The organism is Acinetobacter pittii ANC 4050 (assembly GCF_000399685.1).
GTDB classification, from domain to species: domain Bacteria; phylum Pseudomonadota; class Gammaproteobacteria; order Pseudomonadales; family Moraxellaceae; genus Acinetobacter; species Acinetobacter pittii_E.
Genome location: NZ_KB976987.1, coordinates 1,075,957 through 1,098,547, shown reverse-complemented (window position 1 = coordinate 1,098,547; position 22,591 = coordinate 1,075,957). Strand labels below are relative to the sequence as shown.

Below are 22,591 nucleotides of genomic sequence, written 5' to 3'. Positions count from 1 at the left end.
TTTCTTATAACTTAGGATCTTGGAATCCTGTTTCCCGCATATCTTGAGAGTTGAATAAGAACATAAAACCGACTGCAAAGCTTAATATGCCAAAGAAGAGGATACTTCCGGATATTGGTAAGAACCGAGTTAAAAGACCTAAAGTTGTGGTGGCAATCGAATCGCCTAACGCATCTTGTGCAAGCCAGATTGAATTAATACGTCCTAAATATTCATCAGGCGTATGTCCTTGCACAATGCTGTATTGAAGCAAATTGGCAATCGACATCAAATATCCAAATACACATAAAATGGGCAAAGTCACGATTAACCACGGTGAAAGTCCAATCATAATCATGCAGCTAAAAACACCTAAACATGTATAGAGCATGACCAAGCCGGGTCTGAGTAAACGTGTTGTCCAGCCACTGAGTAAAGCTCCTAAAGTCGAGCCTAAAGGCACTGCCGTATACATAAGCCCGAGTTCGAACGCACCGCCGTGAAAAATTTCATCTGCCATTTGCGGAAAAATAATTCGAATAGCACTGCTGAAACTAAGCAATGTGCCAATTAAAATCGTGCTACCGACTACTTTATTTTTAAAAACGAATTTAAAACCTTGAACTAATTGGCGAAGAGGGCTCTCGCCATTTGATACATGTTGCGGTTTAAGCGCAGGTAGTCCCATTAATAAAAACACAGTGAGTAAAGTACCTACGGTTGAGACCCAATACACGGTCGCAACACCGCTAGCAGCAATTAATATACCGCCGATTGCCGGTGAAATAACGGTTGCAAGCCGTACGGATACCATACTGATTGCACGGGCTTGTACGATATTTTCACGCCCTACAATCACAGGCATGATTGCCATCATTGCGGTTACACCGAGTGCACCAAAGAAACCATCCCATGCGGATAGAAAATAAATGGCATAGAGCGAAGGGTGCTCAAACATGGCATTGATGGCGAGACCAGCAAAACCTAAACCACACACACCACGTGCCAATAAAATTAGCCATTTTCGGTCTTTGCGATCTGACAGCAAACCACCAAGTAACAGGCCAATAAACATGGCAATGCCTTCAAAAGCCATTGCAACTGCAACATTTAACGAACTACCCGTAATGTCATAGACTTGTTTTGGAATAGCCACAACCAACATGCCAATGGTTAACAATGACAATGTACGGGCAATAAATACATGTCGGAAATGAGTATTACGTTTTAAAAGACTAAAATCGGTCAATACAGATTTGAAGCTCATGGCGTGTGCTCCTCTAAACCGCGCGCCTGACAAATCATGCGGTTTAAAATCGGACCAAGTGTTTCAAGCTGCTGTGGAGACAATATATCGGTATGGTCCGCTTCGCTGAGTCGAACAATATTGAGTTTTTTAACTAAAGGTGACCATTGTTGTTCTGGTTGGATATACGGCAGCAAGTCTTTTTCAGCGACAACTAAGTGTAGTTCACCATCAAAGTGCGGCATTTTATACGGTTTTAATAAACGGACGGCATCACGGTAGTTCGCGAAAATATCTTCTTGTAAACGACGGGTTTCTACACTTAATGCCGTATCTGCATCGGCTAAAATATCATTGAAGAATTGAAGCTGTTCTTGTTCAGCTTCAGCATTCATTTCCTCTACCGATAAATCTAACCACTGATGAATTTCAGCAGGATAAGTGTCTAATAAGCCGAGAAAATCAACTTTTTCACCTTGTTCAGTTAACTTCGCTGCAACGGCATAAGCCACAGTGCCGCCAAGTGAATAACCTAGTAACGTATAAGGTCCTGTTGGTTGTTGCTTACGAATAATCTCAAGTTGTTTTTCAACCAGTTCGTCCATATCAGCGCTATTTGCCAATAGGCCTTCAGGTCGAGGAGACTGCAACCCAATAATGGGTAATTCAGAGTGTAGATAACGATTCAGCACTGTATATTGCCATGCCGAACCAGAACCCGGGTAGAAACAGAACAATGGATGCCCAGAACCTGTACGGATTGGTAAAATAGGCTGCATGCCAGTTTGTTCAACTTCTGCCAAACGTTCTTGTGTAAGAAGTAAAGCTGCTAAACGTTGAATCGTGACATGACTCATCAACTGGCCAATTGGAATAGTCCGCTTAAATACTTTTCGGATTTCAATTGCAAGTTTCATTACCAAAATGGAATGTCCACCAATAGCAAAGAAGTCTTCGTTCACACCAATATTTTGATCGGTGTTTAAAACTTGCTGGAAAATACGTGTCAGTTCATGCTCAAAAGCACTAGTGGCGTACTGTTTTTCTATATTTGAAAGATCAAGCTGTGGTTGTGGCAGTGCTTTACGGTCCAGCTTCCCATTATGACTTAATGGGAATTTCTCAACTAGCATATAGTGTGTAGGCACCATATAAGTTGGAAGCTGTTTCGCCAATTGTTTCTTTAACTGGTCGATGTCCACAGGTGCAGTTGTTTGCAAGTAAGCGACCAATTGAACATCTGCTTTATTTTGCTCAGAAGAGATAGGATGTACAACCGCATCAAGACCACTGAGTAAGCGTAATTGCTGTTCAATTTCACCCAGTTCAATACGTTGACCCCGTATTTTTAACTGGTCATCAGCACGGCCCACATATTGAATACTGCCGTCTGCATGCCAACGGGCAATATCACCAGTACGATACATGCGTTGACCTGCTGTAAATGGATTTGCCACAAAACGTGATGCGGTTAAGTCCGGCCGATGTAAATAACCCATGGCAAGTTGATGACCAGCTAAATAAAGCTCACCGTCCACTCCAACAGGAACAGGGCGTAAGTATTGATCTAAAATATAAAGCTGGGTATTCCAGACTGGATAACCAATTGCGACGCTACTTTCTTCAGGGTGTAAACCTAGTGTTGCATCCATATGACTCACATCTACGGCCGCTTCTGTTGGGCCATATAAGTTATGTAGCTCACAGCTAAAGTGCTCGGTAAATGATTTTGCTAGAGCTGTTGGTAATGCCTCACCACTACAGAACACTCGGCGAATTGGTAAACTTTGACGCTGAGCAGATGACAAAATTTCGGTAGCAGCATTTTCAAAAACAGCCAACATTGACGGTACAAAATGTAATGTTGTTACCTGATATTTTTGAATGAGACTTAATAATGCCAATGGGTCACGGTGTGCATCCACAGGAGCCATAACCAATCTTGCACCCACTAAGTATGACCAGAAAAACTCCCATACTGAAACATCAAAAGTACATGGCGTTTTTTGCAAAATCGTATCGTTGGCTGACAGCGGATACTCTGATTGCATCCATAAAATACGGTTCACAATGGCTTGGTGAGAAACCATGACACCTTTTGGCTGGCCTGTTGTACCCGATGTATAGATTAAATATGCCGGGTGCTGTGGGGTAATAACTGTCGTTTTATAGCTACTTAAATCAACCTTGGTTTCATCAAATAATTCATTAAAAGCAAAGGTAGCTATTGATGGGTGAACAATAGCTGCTAAATCTTTTTGTTCACCAATCACAAGTTTAGATTTAGCATCTTGCAACATAAATTTGATGCGTTCAGACGGATGTTGTAAATCAATAGGTAAATAAGCTGCACCTGCTTCAATCACCGCTAAAATCGCAATACTCAATTTGACTGATCTTGGGAGGGCAACCGCAACAATATCTCCCGCCTGTACGCCCGTTCTTTGCAATTGCTGTGCTAATGCACAAACTTGCAAACGCACTTCACTGAAACTGAGCTGATGATTTTCATCAGATAACGCCGTTTGTTCAGGCGTAATTCGAGCTTGTTCTCTGAGTAATTGCTGTAACGTGCTTTGGCGAACATAGTATTGAGTTTGATTTGTTTTCTGGACTAAATCGTGTTCTTCAGCCAGCTGTAAGCGATAATGACTTAGAGACGTCTCTGGTTCATTTAGTGCAATTTCAATCAATTGAACCATTCGCTCTAAGAAATGTTCTGGCTGATCAATTACACCACGCTGTTCGAGCAATAACTCAATTTGATGATCAGGAATAACCAACAAAGCAAGCGGGTAATGGCTATAACCGCGATTTGTAAGTTTGGAAATAGCAGCATCACCAAGTTTTTGCTGTAAATACTGGTTATCTGGGTAGTTTTCTACGACTAACAAACTATCGAAAAGATTGCCCTGAGCTATCAATTGCTGAATTGTACTTAGTCCTAAACCATCATGTTCTAAATGTTCAACATGCAATTGCTGTAACTGAGGCAATTGTTCCCAAAGTGTTTGTTGCATGTTGAGTTTTACACGCACCGGAATCGTATTTAAAAACAATCCAATCTGCTGCTCTAAACCATTGATAGGTGCCGAACGCCCCGAAACAGGAGTACCAAACACAATATCTTCACGATGAGCATAAATATTTAAAGTCATTGCCCAAATCATTTGCATGAAGACATTGAGCGTGATGCCTTGTTGGCGTAATTTATGTTGAAGTTTTGCACCCAACTCGGCACTTAAACGATAGGAAGTTTCCTGTACAGCTTGCTGTGGTTGATTAAATAAAATAAGTGGTTGTAAATCAGCTAAATCACGTTGCCATATCGCTTTTGACGTTTCATGATCACGCCCAGATAAAGCTTTAATCACCGTTTCATAACTATGTTCAAGCACTGGCAGTGGTTGGTTCGTTTGCTGATAGGCTTTAATAAAGTCTTGTAAAAACAGTGGAGTTGACCAACCATCTGTTAAAAGATGATGCACCATAATCAATAATTCGGATTGTTCAGGAGCATGTTGAATTAAGGTTGCCCGAATTAAGCCATAGGGTTGGTCAAGGTGAATCGGTTGCTGTAATGCCTCTTGAATAGTTTGCTCAAGCAGATCGCGAGTGACTGAGCAAAACTGAACTGGCCAAGCTTGAGTAGGGTGTAATGAATAGATAAAAACAGGTTCTTCAGCTAATTCGCTATCAAAATGTCCACCTAATTGAGGATGACGTTTTAATACGGTAATCAATGCTTGCTGTAGGCGTACCGGATCAATTTCTCCATTTAAACTAAGCCGAGTAAAGGCATTATAATTTGATTGATTTTCTACTTGAGATAAGAATAACATGCCTTTTTGCAAAGGAAGCAAAGGCAAAATCGTGCTGTTTTTTCCATATTTTTCTTGAACTTTTTGTTCTAGGTCCGCTGAAAATAACGGTTTTGAAACGGCCGCTTGTTGCTCATCTAAACGGGTAAGTTGCGGTGCTATAGCGGCGACTGTTTTAAATTGGAATACATCACTTGGTCTTACGCCGTAACCACGTTGGCGCAATTGAGTACAAAGCATAATAGCCGAAATACTATCGCCACCTGTCATAAAGAAGTCGTCATCAATCCCAATAGCGTCAAGCTTAAGAACAGATGCAGTAATTTGGCATAAAAGCTGTTGTTCAGGCGTTTCAGCCATTCGGCTATGGGTACGAATTTGAGGTTTCGGCAATGCTTTTTTATCGACTTTACCACTTACATTTCGTGGAAACTCAGACATAACAGTTAGGGCAGAAGGCACCATATATTCAGGTAAGTTTTGACGTAACTGACTTAAATATTGCTGACTTAATTGTTCACTGGTTTTTTCATCAAGTTCAATGTCTTTGACTACACAGTAACCAAGTAAACGATGACTGTTATTAATCGGTTCTGCAATCACGACTGCGCTTTCAACATTGGTTAAAATCGAAAGTGCATTTTCAACTTCACCAATCTCGACTCGATAACCACGAATTTTAATCTGGTCATCACAGCGCCCCATAAACTCAAGTTTACCCGCACTATTCCAGCGGACTAAATCACCCGTACGGTACATGCGCTGTCCATGTTCAAATGGATTCGCTACAAAGCGGGCAGCACTTAAGTCAGCGCGACCTAAATAACCATTGGCGATCCCAAAGCCAGAAATATACAGCTCACCAATGACGCCAGTCGGGCATCGTTGTAAATGACGATCTAATACATAGGCCTGTGTATTACCAATAGGGTTACCAATGACAGGGCGAGCGGTCTGTTTTAACTCTGCCCGGAAAGTATCAACTGTATATTCTGTTGGGCCATATAAGTTATGAGCAAAAAGCGCTGGCTGAGCATTGAGCTGTTGCCATAAGGCTAGAGGTGCAGCTTCACCACCAATCAAAATAAGACTTGGATGATGCTGATTTTCAAGAAATAAGCCGTTTGTCATCATTTGCGCACAAAAAGATGGCGGTAAATCCAGTGTATCGATTTGTCGTTGTTGAATTTCTTGCACTAAGCCAAATGCATCACGACGCATGTTTTCATCAAAAATATGTAGCTCTTGGCCCCATAACATCCAGAAAACTTGCAACCAAGATGAATCAAACGAGAAAGAGTGGGTATGCGCTGCACGTAACGGACGGTCAGGGAAACGCTCATTTACCGCTTCTAATACAGGCCAGTAAATGGTTGGTTTATGCGACAAAATGAGGTTGAGTAAAGAACCATGTGTGTTCATTACTCCTTTAGGGCGACCCGTACTTCCTGAGGTAAAAATTACATATGCAACATCTTGGAAATCAAATTTACGATTTTCGGCAGGAATATCACTCGCATCTTGCTTTCGAATTTGCGTTTGAACATCTTCATGATCAAGATATAACTGCTGAATATTTTGTGGTAGTTGCTGTGCAAGAGCTTGTGTAGTTAATACAAATAATGGATTTGCATCTTCACACATCATTTGCATACGATCGATTGGATAATCTAAATCGAGAGGTAAGAAACTCGCACCAGAATTGAGTACAGATAACATCACCACAACTGAGTCAATCGAACGAGGAATAGCTCCCGCAATCACAGTTTGCTTTTTGGCCCCATTTTCTTGTAAAAAACGAGTCAGTTGATTCACTTTTACTGCAAGCTCAGCAAAACTGAGATGCTGAAGGTTTGGACGTTCACCACTCACAATGGCGGTACGTTCAGGATATTTTTTCACTTGCTCATAAAAAATATCTAAAACATTATTATATTGTTCAGGATGACTAACACGCGGACCAATACCACTTTGGGTCAGGGCAGTAAGCTCTTGTGGTGTTGTAATATTAAAATTGCTACATGGCTGTTCTGGACGAATCAAGGCTTGTTCGAGCAATAACGTTAAGCGTTGACCGTGGTTAAATAGCTCATCTTGTGTATAACGCTGCGAATCTGCACGCAGTTCAATAATGAGTTCATGATCTTGAACAATAAAGGAAAACTCAAAATCATCAATTGGTCCTGTAGAAATATGGTGTGTTTTGACCTTTTCACCGTCTAAAACCAAGTCTTGATCAAAAGCTTTATAATTTAAAATAGGGCCGTACATTCGTTCATGAATATCGATACTATTTAAATCTCTTAAAATTTGTTCTGCATCGTATTTTTGATGCGAACGAATTTCTCGTAATTGCTCTTGTACGTGTTGAGCCAAGCTCACCCAACTGTCTTTTTCAGCAACTTTAAACTTCACAGGTAGGACATTTACCGTAGGTAAGGTTGAGCGAATCGCTTTTGAACCTAAACGGCGCATAAATGGAATACCGTTAACCAACTCGGCTTTATCAGTCATTTTGTAAATATAATGTAATGACAATGACATCATCATGTCATTTAAAGCCAACTTGGTTTGCGCAGCTAAAGCCTGAATTTGCTCTAAAATTCCTGTCGAAAAACGCAGCTGATGCTTAACAAATGTTGCTGTAGTTTTTGCCGCTAAATGATGAGTACTTAAACTAATTGGACTCGGTAAATCTTCACAGTAAGCTTTCCAGAAAGCTTGGTCTATTTTAAATTGATGACTATTTTCATAAGCCTGACGTTCCGAAATAACGTCATTCACACCAATGAACGGGGAAACCGAAAGATCTTTTCCTTCTTGTAATTGTTGATATAGCTCAACAATACGTTTGGTTAGGTTAATCATACTAAAGCCATCAAGCATGATGTGGTGATAACGTTGATACCAATACACTTTGTCGTGTGTCGTAAATAGCACCTGACGGAACAGTTGAGATTCACCAGCTTTAAGTGATTTAGCACATTGACGATCTGATGGCATCCAGTCCCATAAGCGTTGTTGAGCTTTTTTAGGCGTTAAATGACAAAAATCAAATTCTTCGATTTGAAACTGAACTTGATTATTAAGCTCAATAAATGGTTGAGACGGGTCAGATGAATATGAAGCAATGACCGTGTCGGCTTCATTTAAGCCGATTTGAATTGCTTTTTTAAATGTGGGGATGTCGACAGTTTTTGGTAGTTCCAAACAATGCGCAATGGTATATAAATCTTCAATTGAACTTAAATGATCGGCAAGGAAAATGCCGAGCTGAGTAGAGGCCAATTCAAAACGAGCGGGTTGTGAAAGGTCCGGAGTAAATTCATTGTTTAATGCCTGATTCATGACAATACTCCTTTATGCTTGTTGAAAGGGGTTAATCGCAACCCAGTGCTTTTCCACATATGCAATACACGAAGCCCGTGTATCCGGTCCATGCTGAACATCCCACCCCGATGGCACCTGATGTTGAGCAGGCCATAAACTGAACTCACCTTGTTGATTTTTTAAAACCTGAAAAGACAAACTTTCGTTATCGAAAGGATTAATATAGTTTTCCTGTAAGTTGCTCATGATATTGTTATCCTTGATGAAACAAATGGTTATAGTGAAAGAGTTTTTTGCAATGCCTTAAGCAAGTCGGTACGCCAGTTCACGGCATCATGTCCGCCTGAAAAACTGTGAAAGCTCACTTGATTGAATGATTGCAATTGTTGATAAAGCTGTAGGGCATCGTCCCGCATATCGGTTTCATACGTGCCGGCACTGATATAAATTTGAGTTGTTTTTGATAATGGATGAGATAGGTTTTGAAACAGTTCTAAAATATTCCCTTTATATTTTTGACCTAACGTACTGTTCGAAAAATCTGACCACCAATAAGATCCAGACTGTAAAATCAGAGAAGTAAAAATGGTCGGGAACAACAAGGCGCTATGTAAAGCACATAATCCACCTAAACTTTGACCACATAAGGTAATGTCTGTTTTAGAAATAAAGGAATATTCTTTTAGAAGCGTTTCAATAAGTTCATAAACCAACGCCTGACTAAATGCATCATGACAACCATAATCTCGTTGGCGTTGTTGACTATTTAAACTATGAACAAAAATATAAACTGCTGGGCGAATCTTATCTTCAACAGTTAAATGCTGAAGATCGGGAATAATCGAAAGCTCTCGGCTCCAGATTTGGCCATCAAGCAAAATGATGAGTGGCAAATCTTCTTGAGTTGATTGATGACTAATAAAAACGTCGACTAAATAGTCCTGCTGGCATAAGCGACTTGACCATTGAAATGTTTTTGTAATCGGGCAATCGGCTATTAAAGATTTTGTGTTTTCAAGTTGAATTTGGTTGATATATCGAGCCAGATATCCCGTGTAAAACCGATGTTGATTGAATGGATCAATTTGAGCATTCTGTTTAAGCTGGGTTTGCCACCATGCGCGTCGTGTTGCTGCACAATCTGTTTCTGGGGCCTCCTCACTAGATGTCACGACCACGTAACTACCAGCCCAAGCTAGAGGCAACTCTATTTCAAAAAAGTACACATCTGTCCCAGCTACGCGGCTAAAACGATTCCACTTTTGATAGATAGAAGGGCTTTGTGAATAGATATCGATATAAATAAAAAGGCTTTCTTTGAGTTCAGAACTACGCCAAATAAAGGTACATAGCGCTTTATTTTTTTGTAGGGTGACTAGCGGGCTACCTAGTTTTTTTACGGTATTCCACCAGACTTCACTCCCAACATTGAGTTGTTGAAATAGGGGATGTAAGGGTTGAGAAAATGGCTTCATTTTGAGTCCATCTCGACAAGAAAGCGCGGTCAAATTATCAGAATGATTATCATTAGTAAATGAAAACAATTATCATTATAATCAATAAAAAAAGATGAGTTTTATTAATATTTATTAGAAACAATAATTTAAGTTAGATTTATGGTTAATAAATAACTTGATTTAGATTGTAATCTTATGTTTGTTATTTATCGCACTTGATAATAATGATAATTATTTGCAATTATGTGGCGCAATTTAATATTCGAGTCAAACTGGAGTAAAACATGAGCTCTACCATCGTAGTCACAGGTGCTGCAAGAGGTATTGGAGCTGCTATTGCAAAAAAATTATTGCAGCAAGGGTATCAAGTCATCGGCATCGACCGACAGGAAAACCCAGAACAATGGGAAATTACTCAAAAGCTAGAAGAACGTGAAATTTCACGTTGGCAAGGCTTTCAGCAAGATATTACTGATCAAGAAACAACAGCAAAGCTCATTAACAATATTTTAAACAAATATAGCGTGACGGGTTTAGTGAATGCGGCGGGCGTTTTGATTATGCGTTCTATGCTTGAAGCAAAAACAGAAGACTGGCAAACACTTTTCGCAGTAAATGTCATGGCACCTATTGCGATTAGTCAACAAATGGCTAAGCATTTTTGTGAAAAAAAGCAGGGAAGTATTGTCACGATTAGCTCAAATAGTTCACGGATGCCACGTATACAACTTGGCATGTACGCAACTACAAAAGCTGCATTGAGCCATTACTGCCGTAATCTTGCGCTTGAAATTGCACCTCATCAAGTCAGGCTTAATATTGTTTCACCGGGCTCTACGCTAACTCAAATGCAGCAGCAGCTTTGGACCGATAATTCGCCTCCGCCTGCAGTACTCGATGGAGATTTAAGCCAATACCGTACAGGCATTCCCTTAAGGAAATTAGCCCAACCTGAAGATATTGCCAATACGGTAAGTTTTTTACTTTCTGATCAAGCTGCACAAATTACCATGCAAGAAATTGTGGTTGATGGAGGAGCCACTTTAGGTGTTTAAACATCCATTCATTACAACAAAATAACTGATAAGGAGTTGCGAGATGTCGGCACAGCATCCGTATTTTATCCAACGAGAAAATTTTACTGAAAGCCGCGTTGCACTAGCGCAAGAAATTTTAAATTGTGGAAATGACGCAGGTTTTATTTTTACCACGCCAGAATACACCATCAATAGTCATCAAAAATTACGAGATATTCAAGTCGCTAAAAATAGCCTTTTAAAAGATTGGTTAGATGAAGCGAGAACTCAATTACAGCATGCAATAAATGACGGTTATAAAGACGTCAAAATTATGGGTGGACTACCATTTTGCTCGGCAGCCGATGTCAATTTAATGCTCATGCAAAATGCAAAAATCTATCAGAAAGCACTCTATGCACAGTCTGATATTGATTTTGGTTTTTTATCTTTAGAAAAGGCGGATTATTTCCCTTTAGGTGAACATTACCAACAGCAAGTTGAGTATTTAGTTCAACAAATGCAAGCAAAAAAACTCGATAAAGCCGTACTTGCTCGTATTTTACAACTTGAATTTGAACAAAATATTCCTGTCTCGGACTTATTTTATAACTTAGCTAAGCATAATCCCGAAGGCTATAACTATGCAGTTGCGAGGCATCCTCAAAGTGAAGGGTGGTTTGTCGGTGCAAGCCCCGAACTCTTAATTGCAAAGCAAAATACAAAAATCTGGAGTAAACCGGTTGCCGGTACATTGGCTCGTGATGATGACCCAACCGTAGACCAAAACAATGCCAGAGCATTACTGGCTTCACAAAAAGATCAACGTGAACATGCACTCGTCATCGAAATGATTGCCGATGAGCTCACACCTTTTTGCAAGCAATTACAAGTACCAAAACAACCATCCCTCATTCGTACCAAACGCCTCTGGCACTTGGCATCCCATATCACCGGCGAACTTAAGAAAGCCAATACACATGTTTTTGACTTAATTGAACGCTTACACCCAACACCCGCAATTTGTGGAGAGCCTAGTCCAATTGCTAAAGAATTAATTCAGCAACTTGAACCATTCAACCGTGAATTATTTGCAGGAACCATGGGCTGGGCAGATGAACAAGGTAATGGTGAATGGTCGGTGACTGTTCGCTGTGCCCGAATTTATCAAAATATTGCCCGTTTATTTGCTGGTGCAGGGATTGTGGAAGCTTCTAGTCCGCAAGCTGAACATGCTGAAACTGCCGCTAAATTTCGTACTGTACTGGATGGATTCCAGATTTCACCCAATCAATTGCCAATACAAGGACCAAACACATGACAACACAGGTTTATCTGGATGGTGCCGTGCCATATCCAGCAGAATTTGCTAAGATTTACCGTAAAAAAGGTTATTGGCTTGGGCAAAACTTGAGTGATTTCTTGCGTGAAAGTGCTCAAAAATACCCAGAAAATATTGCTGTATATGATGGGGAAAAAGCCGTCAGTTACGCTCAGTTTGATCATTTAGTTGATTACTGTACCAGCCACTTATATCAACATGGACTAAGAGCGGGTGATAAAGCGGTTGTACAGATGCCGAATCACTATCAGTTCTATATTTTATTTTTTGCACTGATTCGGCTTGGTGCTTTACCTGTGATGTCTTTACCTGCACATCGCTATGCAGAACTCAGCAGTTTTTTTAAACAAACTCAAGCAAAAGCTTATTTCTGTGCTGATTTTGGAGCACAAAAATTTGACTACCGAGAACTTGCCGAAAAGCTTCAGCAAACTGCTCCTTGCTTACAACATGTATTTGTCCTTGGAAATGCCGGCAAATTTATAGCCATTCAAGATCTATTAAAAGAAACCAGTATTTTGGATACAGCGATTTCGCCTACTACGGCAGATCAGGTTGCTTTCTTACAACTTTCAGGTGGAAGTACTGGTGTTCCTAAACTGATTCCACGTACCCATGACGACTACTTATATAGCGTACGCGAAAGCGCAAAAATCTGCCGTCTCAATCAGTCATCACGCTTACTCATGGTTTTACCCGCGGCACATAACTTTTCAATGAGCTCGGCCGGTTCTTTAGGCATTTTTTATTCGGGCGGAGCTGTGGTTTTAGGAACTGATCCAAGTCCTGAAACTGCTTTTTCATTAATCAAGAAACACGGCGTAACCGATGCCTGTTTAGTTCCTGCTTTAGTCCGACCTTGGATGGATAAAGCAGCAAAAGATCAAGATCCAATATTATCGACTTTACGTTGTTTGCAAGTCGGAGGAGCACGTTTACCCAATGCCGTTGCCTCACGCCTAATTGATGAATTTCAAGTCAATCTACAACAAGTCTTTGGTATGGCTGAAGGACTGGTGAACTACACCCGTTTTGACATGACGAAAGAGCAAATCGTTCATACCCAAGGTTTAAAAATCTCACAAGATGATGAAATCTTGGTGCTGGATGATAACGATCAGCCAGTAGACGCTGGAGAAGTAGGGCATTTGCTGACTCGTGGGCCTTATACCATTCGCGGCTATTATCAAGCACCAGAGCATAATGCACGTTCTTTTACACCGGATGGTTTTTATCGAACAGGCGATTTAGTGCGTATTCGCGAAGATGGCTGCATTGTGGTAGAAGGGCGTTCAAAAGAACAAATCAATCGCGCTGGTGAAAAAATTGCGACTGAAGAGGTTGAACAAGCTTTATTAACTCACCCACAAATCCGTTTGGCAGCACTAGTTGCTATGCCTGATGAGATTATGGGGGAAAAAAGCTGTGCCTTTATTGCATGGCAAGCACAAAGTGATGACCCAAGCCAAATTCGCCTTGCAATGTCAGTTCGTCAACATCTGAAAGACTATGGACTTGCTACCTACAAAATTCCCGATCGGGTCGAATTTATCGAGCAATTTCCATATACAGCCTTTGGAAAAATCGACAAAAAAAGATTACGTCAACAACTTGAAACTAACACCAATGTTCTTGCTTAAAGATAAAAAAGGAAAAATTTGATGAGTATTCCTAAAATTGCTAGTTACAGCATGCCACAAGCCCACGAATTTACGGCGAATAAAACATCTTGGCAGTTGCATACCAGTCGCGCTGTTTTATTAGTACATGATATGCAGCAATATTTTTTAGATTTTTATGATCAAACTCAAGCGCCTATTCCAGAACTTATTAAAAATACCAAAGAACTAATTGAAACTGCGCGTAAGTTTAATATCCCTGTGGTGTATACGGCACAGCCTGGTAACCAGACACCGGAACATCGCCAGTTATTAACTGACTTTTGGGGAACTGGCCTAAAAGATGATCCGAAAATCACTCAAATTTTGCCGGAAATTTCTCCTCAAAAAAATGATACTGTCTTAACAAAATGGCGTTATAGCGCATTTAAGTTTTCTCCACTTGAACAACTCATGCGTGAGTCAAACCGTGACCAGCTCATCATTTGTGGTGTTTATGCTCATATCGGCTGTCTTATGAGTGCAGCGGAAGCCTTTATGCTAAATATCCAGCCATTTTTATGTGGAGATGCGCTCGCTGATTTTAGCCGTGAAGAACACGATATGGCTTTAAAATACGCAAGTACTCGTTGTGGGCAAGTCATGACAACTCAGCAAGTCACACGAGCTTGGGCGCTTGAACAAGCGGCATCACCACTCACTGAAGAAGGTATTGTTTTGGCGGTGAGCGAACAGCTTCAGATTCCTGCATCAGACATTCAGTTAAATGATGATTTGCTCATGCTTGGGCTTGATTCGGTACGACTCATGACATTAGTGGGTAAATGGCAAGCTTACGGCGCACAGGTGAGTTTTGAAGATTTGGCTGAACAACCAACCTTAGAAGTTTGGATTGATAAGCTGGTAGCTTAAATTTAAAGAATAAAAAATGGCAGATTTAATATCTGCCATTTTTTATTTTAATCTTTAAAAGGAGGTATTATTCTTTTTTATACGGCTGTTAAATCTCAAAGTTCGGCTCAACCATAGTTTGCTCATTGACCACTGAAAACTCGGTAAACTATGAACCACAACAAAGAAGAACACAGTAAATAGCGGTACCAGTAATGTACCAAACACAACACTACCGAATATGCTCATTCCAATTTCATATCTACTCGCAGCGCCTGCACCAGTTGCAAAAATCAAAGGAACCACACCAGCACCAAAGGCAAGAGATGTCATCAAAATCGGACGTAAACGCAGTTTCAAAGCCTCACTTGCCGCATCGATTTTACTTTTTCCTTGTTTGAGTGCTTGAGTCGCAAACTCAACAATGAGAATCGCATTTTTACAAGATAAACCAATACCTGTTAATAGGGCAATTTGAAAGTAAACATCGTTAGGTAACTTAAAAATCCAAGCAAAAATAATAGTGCCTGTAATACCTAAGGGAAGCCCTAATAAAATAATAAAAGGAACTTTCCAGCTTTCATACAAGGCAGCCAAACATAAGAAAATAAACAAAATAGAAATAAGATATAAATAAATTGCTTGGCGGCTAGATTGTTGCTCTTGTAATGAAAGACCGCTCCATGCGACATCTATACCAGATTGTTTACTGACCATATCACTTAACTGTTGCATTGCCTGACCTGAGCTAAAGCCTGGACTTACATTGGCTTCGAGTTGAATGGCAGTTAGTCCCATAAATCGGGTAAGTGCTTCTGGGCCACCTTTCCACTGACTTTGCGCAAAATGGGCGAGAGAAAGCATGCCACCTGAGTTATTTCGCACATGCCAATATGCTAAATCTTCGGGTTTAGAACGGAATTCTGCATCGCCTTGCATAATGATTCTCTTAATTCGACCTCGTTCAACAAAATCGCCCACATAGTTTCCACCCCAAGCCGTCGATAGGGTTGAACGAATTGCTTGTTGGTCAATTCCTAACATTTTGGCTTTATTTTGGTCGAGTTGAATAAATACTTCGGCTTTATCTTCACTCACAAGAGGGCTTAGATTTTCAAAGGCCGAATAATTCTGAGATTCTTTTTCTAAGGCTTTATATTGTTTAATTAATTCATCGCGCCCTTGACCATTTACATCTCTAAGCCAAAGTTCTAAAGCATCAGACTGACCTAAACCAGATACACTTGGCGGCATACCTACCATGACTTTAGCGGGTAAATTCTTTTGTAAATATGCTTGGGCACGTTCACGAATAGCACTCGCCGTATTGGCTTCTCCTTTACGCTCATTCCAATGTTTAAGCGAAACAAAGGCCATACCCAAATTTGGACCACTCCCTGAAAAGTTTTGTCCATTTACGACCAGTACGGTATTAATATTTTTGGCTTCATGTTCAAAAAAATAATTATTGACGAGTCTTCCAACTTCTTCCGTCTGGCTCATTGAAGCACTGTTATGCAAACTATAAGGCACAGCCAGCAGTCCTTGATCTTCATTTGGAATAAAGCTTGTAGGCAAACTGCGGTAAATCATAAATAAAATAACCGCTATACCCACAACCAATAGACTGGAAAATACTTTAAATTGGGTTAAGCGAACCGATAAAAAACTAAAAGCTGATCTGACTTTTTGAAGAGCAAGCTCAAGCATTTGTCCCCATTTTGGTTTTTTATGCTGTTTTTTTAACAGAACTGCGCACATTGCTGGCGTAATGGTCATGGCTACAAATAGCGATAACAACATCGCTGCTGCTAATGTAATAGAAAACTGACGGTAAATCATACCGGTCGAACCACTAAAAAAAGCCATTGGGATAAATACCGCGGTTAAGACCAGCGTAATACCTACCAATGCGCCGCTAATCTCTTGCATCGACATTAAACAAGCTTCACGTACACTTAACTGTTGTTCGTGCATGAGACGTTCAACGTTTTCTACGACTACAATCGTGTCATCAACCAATAATCCAATTGCTAAAACCAGTGCAAATAGCGTAAGCGTGTTAATGCTCAACCCAAAGAGATATAACACTACAAATGTTCCACTAATGACGATGGGAACCGTAATGGTTGGAATAAGAGTTGCACGCCAATTTTGCAAAAAGAGATACATGACAATAACGACAAGTACGATTGCTTCAAGCAAAGTGATCATGACTTGCTTAATAGATTCTTCGATAAATGGCGTATTGTCTCGTGGATAAACAACTTTATATCCAGCTGGTAAATGTTGGCTAAGCTGAGCCATTTTTTCTTTAATAAGAGCAGAAGTCTCGATTGCATTGGCATCGGGGCTTAAAGAAATTCCTAAACCTGCCGACGGATAGCCATTAAGTGTATTAATGCTTTCGTAATTTTCTGCGCCTAACTCGACTCTCGCGACGTCTTTTAAATAAACAAGACTACCGTCAACATTTGCTTTAACCACCACCGATTTAAAGTCATCAATTGTTTTTAAGCGCGAACCTGCTTTTACTTTTGCATAAATATTTTGATCAGAAGCAGAGGGCATTGCACCAATCGAACCAGCAGCAATTTGGGTATTATAATCTTCGAGGGCCTTTTCAATATCACTCGGCACAAGTTGGTAATTTCTAAGCTGATTTGGGTTTAACCAAATGCGCATGGCATAACTTGAACCAAAAACATCAACTTCACCAATCCCTTGTAATTGACTTAAAGGTTGTTCAAAGTGATTCACCATATAATCAGACAAATCAATATTGCTGGTTTTACCAGTTTCATCATATAGCCCCACAATCAGCAGCATATCGCCGGTGGTTTTCCATATGTTTACGCCTTGTCTTTGAACTTCCTCAGGTAAACGGTTTAAAGCACCATTAATTCGGTTTTGTACTTGAAGCTGCGCTTTATCAATATCTGTGCCAATTTTAAAATGAATATCAATGCTGCTCGTTCCGGACGATTCACTATGGGATGTAAAGTACAGCAAATTATCCAGACCCTTTATTTGTTGTTCTAAAATTTGGGTCACACTTTCTTCTACAGTGTCAGCAGCTGCACCACGGTAGTTCGCCACGACCGTGACACCGGGTGGTGCAAGGTTCGGATAGCGTTCGACCGGCATGGCTAAAGTGGCAAAAAAACCAAAAATAAGAATAGTAATTGCAATGACAGAAACAAAGATAGGGTGGTAGATAAAAAATCGAGAGAGCATTGTTATGTCTACTTTAAGATTGTTTTAAATAGGTTTTTAGGCACACGAAAGTGCCATGTTAACGCTTTTTTAAATCACAAACAATAATGATTATCATTATATAACTAATAATTATTTTTATCTTGAACAGAAAAAGTCATGAGTATATGATGCTCGGCACATCATAAATGATAACAATTATCATATGGTAATTATTATCCAGAATAAGGGCCGAGAAATGACGTTAACTAAAAAGGCGCTGGTGGTCGCCATCTCAACACTGCTTCCGTTTGCAGTTCAAGCAAATACAGATAGTGAACAGCCAAGTAATAATGAATCAGTTCAAAAACTTAAAACTATTGTGGTTTCCGCTGCATTAAAAGAACAAGATGTAGATAAAGCACCTGCATCCATTAGTGTGATCACGAGTGAAGAGATTGAACGTAGTGCGGCGCTCAGCCTTGCTGATGTTTTACAAAAACAAGCTGGGGTTTATAACTACAACAGCGGACAAGATAAAATCGTTATACGGGGAATGCTAAATACATCGGGAAACTACACACTCATCCTACTTAACGGTAAGCGCATGTCATCTAATGGTGCCATGTGGCGAGGTAATGACTTTGATTGGAGTGCAATCCCTTTAAATAGTATTGAACGAGTAGAAGTGATTCGAGGACCAATGTCGTCGCTCTATGGAGCAGATGCTATGGGCGGAGTCATCAATATTATTACCAAGAAAGCCGAGGATGGGCAGCTGCATGGTTCGGTCTTTGGCCAATATAACCGAGCAGACCGCGGAAATGGTAAAGAGCAATTCCGTTACGGATTTAACTTATACGGCGGTTTAACCGATAATCTAAGTTTTACTTTGGCAGGAGATGCCTATAACCGTGATGCATGGTACCGAAATGGCAAACCAGATCCAGATGGGGCTTACTTTGTAGAAAAAGATACTAAAAACGTAAACGGTACATTAAGTTGGAATATTAATGACCAACAAACTTTAGACCTAGATTTGGGTTATAACAACGATAAACGCCCACTGACTCAAGATGCGGCAACTTCAATTCAAGAATCAGAAATGAAACGAACCAATGTGGGAATTGCTCACCGTGGAAAATGGGGTTGGGGTAAAACAGAAGCTTACATTGGTAAAGAAACAGCTAAAATTTCTGACTACGATAGCGAATATGATGCGCCACAAAACCGTCAATATAAGCAAGAAAATTTAATTGGTCGTGCCTTCGCTAACTTTGATTGGCTGATGAATAACACTACAGCAGGTTTTGATTATAAAGACCAAAAAATTACAGACGTTGTGAGCTATATCGGCACGGGAAAAAACCAGCAGAAGAGTTACGGAGTATTTGTTCAAAACGATACCCATATTAATGATGCACTGACTTTAACTTTAGGCGGCCGTTACGACGACTTTGATGACTTTGATGGTAAAACGACTGGTAAAGCCTATTTGTCTTATCAACTCGCGGAAGGTGTTGTGCTAAAAGGTGGTGTAGGCCAAGCTTATAAAGTTCCGGCTCCTGCACAGTTAGACATCAATTACTCAATGATTTCATGTGGTGGTAGTTGTCACATTCGAGGTAATCCTGACTTAGAACCAGAAGAAAGCACCAACTATGAAGCATCCTTAATTGTAACCCGTCCAAACTGGAATGCTGGTGTTACCGTTTTCCAAAATGATGTGAAGAACCTGATCGAAGCCATTACATTAAGTAATGGAGACCCGCGTTTAGTGGGTGATTTTAGAAAAATCTGGACTAATGTAAGTCGTGCAGAGCTTAAAGGTGTTGAACTTACAGGTGGTTATGATTTCACAGATAATTTAGGTGTTAAGGCAAATGCCACTTATCTTGATGCAAAAAATAAAACGACAGGTCAAGATTTAACTGAACGACCAGAATGGCTGGCTAATGGTTCAATTTCTTGGGCACCCGTTGAAGACTTTCGTGTAAATGCAGGGGTAAGCTACGTTGGTAAGCAAATGTACTCCGCAACTAAAGAGTTACCAGCTTATACCACTTATGACGTGACATTTACTTCACCACTTTCACCACGCTTAACATTGGACTATGGTGTGAAAAACCTGACCGATGTTGATCTAGAAGATAAAAATAAAACCTTTAATACCAAACTTTATGGCCGTAATTATTTTGTAAAAGCGACTTATAGTTTCTAAGGTAAAACGAAGGGCAAAGCCTATTCATAGGGGAGTAGGCTTTGCTTTTTAACGTACAAATATCCATAATTTTCAAGTAAGTATAGACAAAATAATTTTAAAAATTTCTATACTTCTCAACATTAAGGCTAATTAATCATGACGGCAACTTCAAAATCATTATTAAATGGACTACCAATAAAAAAATCGAGAATTCAGGTTTTTGAAATTTTAAATCAAAATCCACAAGGCTTAAGCGCGGTAAGTATTTATGCACAAATTAAAAATGAACATAAAATCACGCTTGGAACAATTTATCGAATCTTGTCTGAATTTGAAAATCGCAAACTCATCAAAAGGGTGTTCTTAGGAAAAAGTAAAAGTATTTATAAGATCAGAAAAGATAAAATGAGCTGTAACTTGATTTGTCTAAAAACGGCAGAAGCAACCAGTTATGAACATGAAAAAGTAAAAGAGTTACTGCATGAAGTCATAGATGTTATTTTTGCGAATACAGGAACCAATATCAGTAGTATTGAACTTAATCTCTATACAGAATAAGAACTACAAATAAAAAAGGACAGCCTAAACTGTCCTTTTCTATTAAATTTACTATTTAATGACTTTAATACGTGTTGTAGTTGGAATAATTAAAGGTGAATTCTTAGCAACATAGCTCTCAAGGGCATCAATATCTTGACCACCACCTACACGATTTTGACCTTCTTTTAATACGGTGAAGTTATCACCTCCATCTGCCAAGAAACTATTTACCGTCACGCGATATACCTTAGTGTCAACCAACGGTGAACCAGCGACCATGATGATACTTGCTCTTGGTGAAACAGCCGCATTTGCCGCATATTGATAACTTAATTCTTTAGAGGGTTGTAAAATTCTAGGTGAGTTTGCATTTGCACCTGACCATTGCTGCTCAAGCACATCTCTAATCTGTTTGCCAGTTAAGCTCAAAGTCACAATCGAGTTGCCAAAGGGCTGAACTGCAAAAACATCACCAAAGGTAATCTGATTACTGCTATTGATGAGCAGATCAGCACGTACACCACCTGGATTCATTAACGTAAAATCAGAGCCTTGATTACTTGCCTTTAATGCAGCCGCTTGTTGAGCATCGGCAATCATAATACCGAGCGGACTTTCACCACTTTCAACTTGAGTACGACTGACTACTGCTGTCGCAGTTCCAACCACACGGCTTGAAATAGTGGTCACAGCTTGGCGGTATTTATCTAAAATGGCTTCAATGCTTGGGGTTTTACTAAATTTTTGATAGAGGTCTGTAAGGCTTACAGTGGTTGTACCAGACATATAGGCTTCACTTTGTATAGGGACTTGTTTAGCATCCTTTTTAATCACATCCCCAGTTTTACCATCTAGCTCAACCTTGATGTCAGTAATGAGTGTGCCATACTGTCCAGCCGAAGTAAGTAAGAACGGTTTCGCCGGATTTTTTGTAGAATAGTCACAAATATAAGATTGGTGTGTGTGGCCTGAAACAACAATATCAACTGCCGGATTTAATTTATCCAAAATTCCTAAAATTGGGCCGCTTAAGCCATCACATGTTTTTTCATTCAGCTTCGTACTTGGCGCTGCGCCCTCATGCACAACTACGACAATGGCTTCAATGCCTTGTTTTTGTAACTCAGGAATCAAAGCGTTTACCGTATCTGCTTCATCACGGAATTCAACGTCTTTAATACCAGCAGCAGAAACAATACTTGGGGTCGCTTTAAGAGTTAAACCAATAAATGCGACTGGAATTCCACCATAAGTTTTGACTTTATAAGCAGGAAAGATTGTTTTGCTGGCATCACTTTTCATTGCTACGTTGGCAGCAAGGAAATCAAATTTTGCACCACTAAAGTTTTTATTAATTTGGCATGGGGCAGTGCTGGTATATTGCTGACATCCGCCGTTCTTTAAACGGCGTAATTCATCTGTACCACGGTCAAATTCATGATTGCCGACAGCATTAAAGTCAATTTGAATATCATTCATGACTTCAATGGTTGGTTCATCTAAAAATAAAGAAGAGGTTAGAGGCGAAGCACTAATTAAATCGCCTGCCGAAACTACTGCATTATTTGGATTTTCTGCTTTAAGTTTTTTAATGGCATCGGCAAAGTAACTCACCCCACCCACAGGAATACGAACAGTTTGAGTAGCCTCATTTGGATTTGGTGCCTCAACATAACGCTTGGGGGGTTCAAGATTTCCGTGAAAGTCATTAAAAGCTAAAATATTTACAGTCTGATTGCTTCTTTGGGCAGGTGGTGCTGCGTCGTTATCATCATCGTCATTACATCCCGCCAATACCGCTATTGCTAGAGAAAGTGCTGTTACTTTAAATAGTGTTGTTAAATTTTTCATTTTTTTATCATTTGCTCAATTAAGACGCATAAAAAATACGTTTTTAGTATGAATATTTGATGAAAAATGAATATAACCTAGAAGAGAATAAAATTTGGACA

The 22,591-nt window shown here is 39.9% G+C and carries 12 protein-coding genes and 1 pseudogene; 7 read left to right on the top strand and 6 right to left on the bottom strand.

Going from position 1 to position 22,591, the window contains the following annotated elements:
* Nucleotides 1–4: 4 nt before the first annotated feature.
* Genes entS through fes form a run of 4 tightly spaced genes read right to left on the bottom strand, consistent with a single transcriptional unit; the run spans nt 5 to nt 9,851 of the window.
* The gene (gene entS, locus F931_RS08925; protein ID WP_016141058.1) at nt 5–1,246 is read right to left on the bottom strand and encodes an enterobactin transporter EntS; all 1,242 of its coding nucleotides are present in this window, start codon (nt 1,244–1,246) and stop codon (nt 5–7) included.
* Nucleotides 1,243–8,394: a non-ribosomal peptide synthetase gene (locus F931_RS08920; protein ID WP_016141057.1), complete on the bottom strand. Its 7,152-nt coding sequence runs from the start codon at nt 8,392–8,394 to the stop codon at nt 1,243–1,245. Before F931_RS08920 ends, entS begins: the two co-directional genes overlap by 4 nt.
* A gap of 12 nt (nt 8,395–8,406) precedes the next feature.
* A complete protein-coding gene (locus tag F931_RS08915; protein WP_003651732.1) occupies nt 8,407–8,622 on the bottom strand; it encodes an MbtH family protein in 216 nt (71 codons plus the stop codon).
* 29 nt (nt 8,623–8,651) lie between these two features.
* Nucleotides 8,652–9,851 carry an enterochelin esterase gene (gene fes, locus F931_RS08910; RefSeq protein ID WP_016141056.1) on the bottom strand — a complete coding sequence of 400 codons (1,200 nt, stop codon included), beginning with the start codon at nt 9,849–9,851 and terminating at the stop codon, nt 8,652–8,654.
* Nucleotides 9,852–10,117: 266 nt separating this feature from the next.
* On the opposite strand from fes, the gene F931_RS08905 reads away from it, so the two are divergent.
* From F931_RS08905 to F931_RS22585, 5 genes and pseudogenes are all read left to right on the top strand, one after another.
* Complete coding sequence (locus F931_RS08905; protein WP_016141055.1) at nt 10,118–10,888, top strand: SDR family oxidoreductase; 771 nt, start codon at nt 10,118–10,120, stop codon at nt 10,886–10,888.
* A 43-nt stretch (nt 10,889–10,931) separates the two neighbouring features.
* On the top strand, nt 10,932–12,170 hold the full coding sequence (locus F931_RS08900; RefSeq protein ID WP_016141054.1) for an isochorismate synthase: 1,239 nt from the start codon (nt 10,932–10,934) through the stop codon (nt 12,168–12,170).
* Nucleotides 12,167–13,831, top strand: a complete 1,665-nt coding sequence (locus F931_RS08895) for a (2,3-dihydroxybenzoyl)adenylate synthase (RefSeq protein ID WP_016141053.1) — start codon at nt 12,167–12,169, stop codon at nt 13,829–13,831. Before F931_RS08900 ends, F931_RS08895 begins: the two co-directional genes overlap by 4 nt.
* A gap of 21 nt (nt 13,832–13,852) precedes the next feature.
* Nucleotides 13,853–14,503: pseudogene (locus F931_RS08890) on the top strand (isochorismatase family protein); the annotation flags it as partial.
* A gap of 30 nt (nt 14,504–14,533) precedes the next feature.
* Nucleotides 14,534–14,722: a phosphopantetheine-binding protein gene (locus F931_RS22585; protein WP_235823111.1), complete on the top strand. Its 189-nt coding sequence runs from the start codon at nt 14,534–14,536 to the stop codon at nt 14,720–14,722.
* Between the two features lie 54 nt (nt 14,723–14,776).
* On the opposite strand, the gene F931_RS08885 is transcribed toward F931_RS22585, so the two are convergent.
* Nucleotides 14,777–17,938, bottom strand: a complete 3,162-nt coding sequence (locus F931_RS08885; protein ID WP_016141051.1) for a multidrug efflux RND transporter permease subunit — start codon at nt 17,936–17,938, stop codon at nt 14,777–14,779.
* A 217-nt stretch (nt 17,939–18,155) separates the two neighbouring features.
* Between F931_RS08885 and F931_RS08880 the strand changes: the two genes are divergently transcribed.
* Entirely contained in the window at nt 18,156–20,117 is a 1,962-nt protein-coding gene (locus tag F931_RS08880; protein WP_016141050.1) for a TonB-dependent receptor plug domain-containing protein, read from the top strand.
* 138 nt (nt 20,118–20,255) lie between these two features.
* On the top strand, nt 20,256–20,657 hold the full coding sequence (locus F931_RS08875) for a transcriptional repressor (protein ID WP_005305185.1): 402 nt from the start codon (nt 20,256–20,258) through the stop codon (nt 20,655–20,657).
* 51 nt (nt 20,658–20,708) lie between these two features.
* On the opposite strand, the gene F931_RS08870 is transcribed toward F931_RS08875, so the two are convergent.
* Complete coding sequence (locus F931_RS08870; protein WP_016141049.1) at nt 20,709–22,490, bottom strand: bifunctional metallophosphatase/5'-nucleotidase; 1,782 nt, start codon at nt 22,488–22,490, stop codon at nt 20,709–20,711.
* Nucleotides 22,491–22,591: the final 101 nt, after the last annotated feature.

What these genes read in the sequence shown, in the direction of transcription:
- fes (WP_016141056.1), bottom strand. Translation starts at nt 9,851, where the DNA reads ATGAAGCCATTTTCTCAACCCTTACATCCCCTATTTCAACAACTCAAT.
- F931_RS08870 (WP_016141049.1), bottom strand. Translation starts at nt 22,490, where the DNA reads ATGAAAAATTTAACAACACTATTTAAAGTAACAGCACTTTCTCTAGCA.
- F931_RS08920 (WP_016141057.1), bottom strand. Translation starts at nt 8,394, where the DNA reads ATGAATCAGGCATTAAACAATGAATTTACTCCGGACCTTTCACAACCC.
- F931_RS08875 (WP_005305185.1), top strand. Translation starts at nt 20,256, where the DNA reads ATGACGGCAACTTCAAAATCATTATTAAATGGACTACCAATAAAAAAA.
- F931_RS08880 (WP_016141050.1), top strand. Translation starts at nt 18,156, where the DNA reads ATGACGTTAACTAAAAAGGCGCTGGTGGTCGCCATCTCAACACTGCTT.
- F931_RS08915 (WP_003651732.1), bottom strand. Translation starts at nt 8,622, where the DNA reads ATGAGCAACTTACAGGAAAACTATATTAATCCTTTCGATAACGAAAGT.
- F931_RS08905 (WP_016141055.1), top strand. Translation starts at nt 10,118, where the DNA reads ATGAGCTCTACCATCGTAGTCACAGGTGCTGCAAGAGGTATTGGAGCT.
- entS (WP_016141058.1), bottom strand. Translation starts at nt 1,246, where the DNA reads ATGAGCTTCAAATCTGTATTGACCGATTTTAGTCTTTTAAAACGTAAT.
- F931_RS08900 (WP_016141054.1), top strand. Translation starts at nt 10,932, where the DNA reads ATGTCGGCACAGCATCCGTATTTTATCCAACGAGAAAATTTTACTGAA.
- F931_RS08885 (WP_016141051.1), bottom strand. Translation starts at nt 17,938, where the DNA reads ATGCTCTCTCGATTTTTTATCTACCACCCTATCTTTGTTTCTGTCATT.
- F931_RS08895 (WP_016141053.1), top strand. Translation starts at nt 12,167, where the DNA reads ATGACAACACAGGTTTATCTGGATGGTGCCGTGCCATATCCAGCAGAA.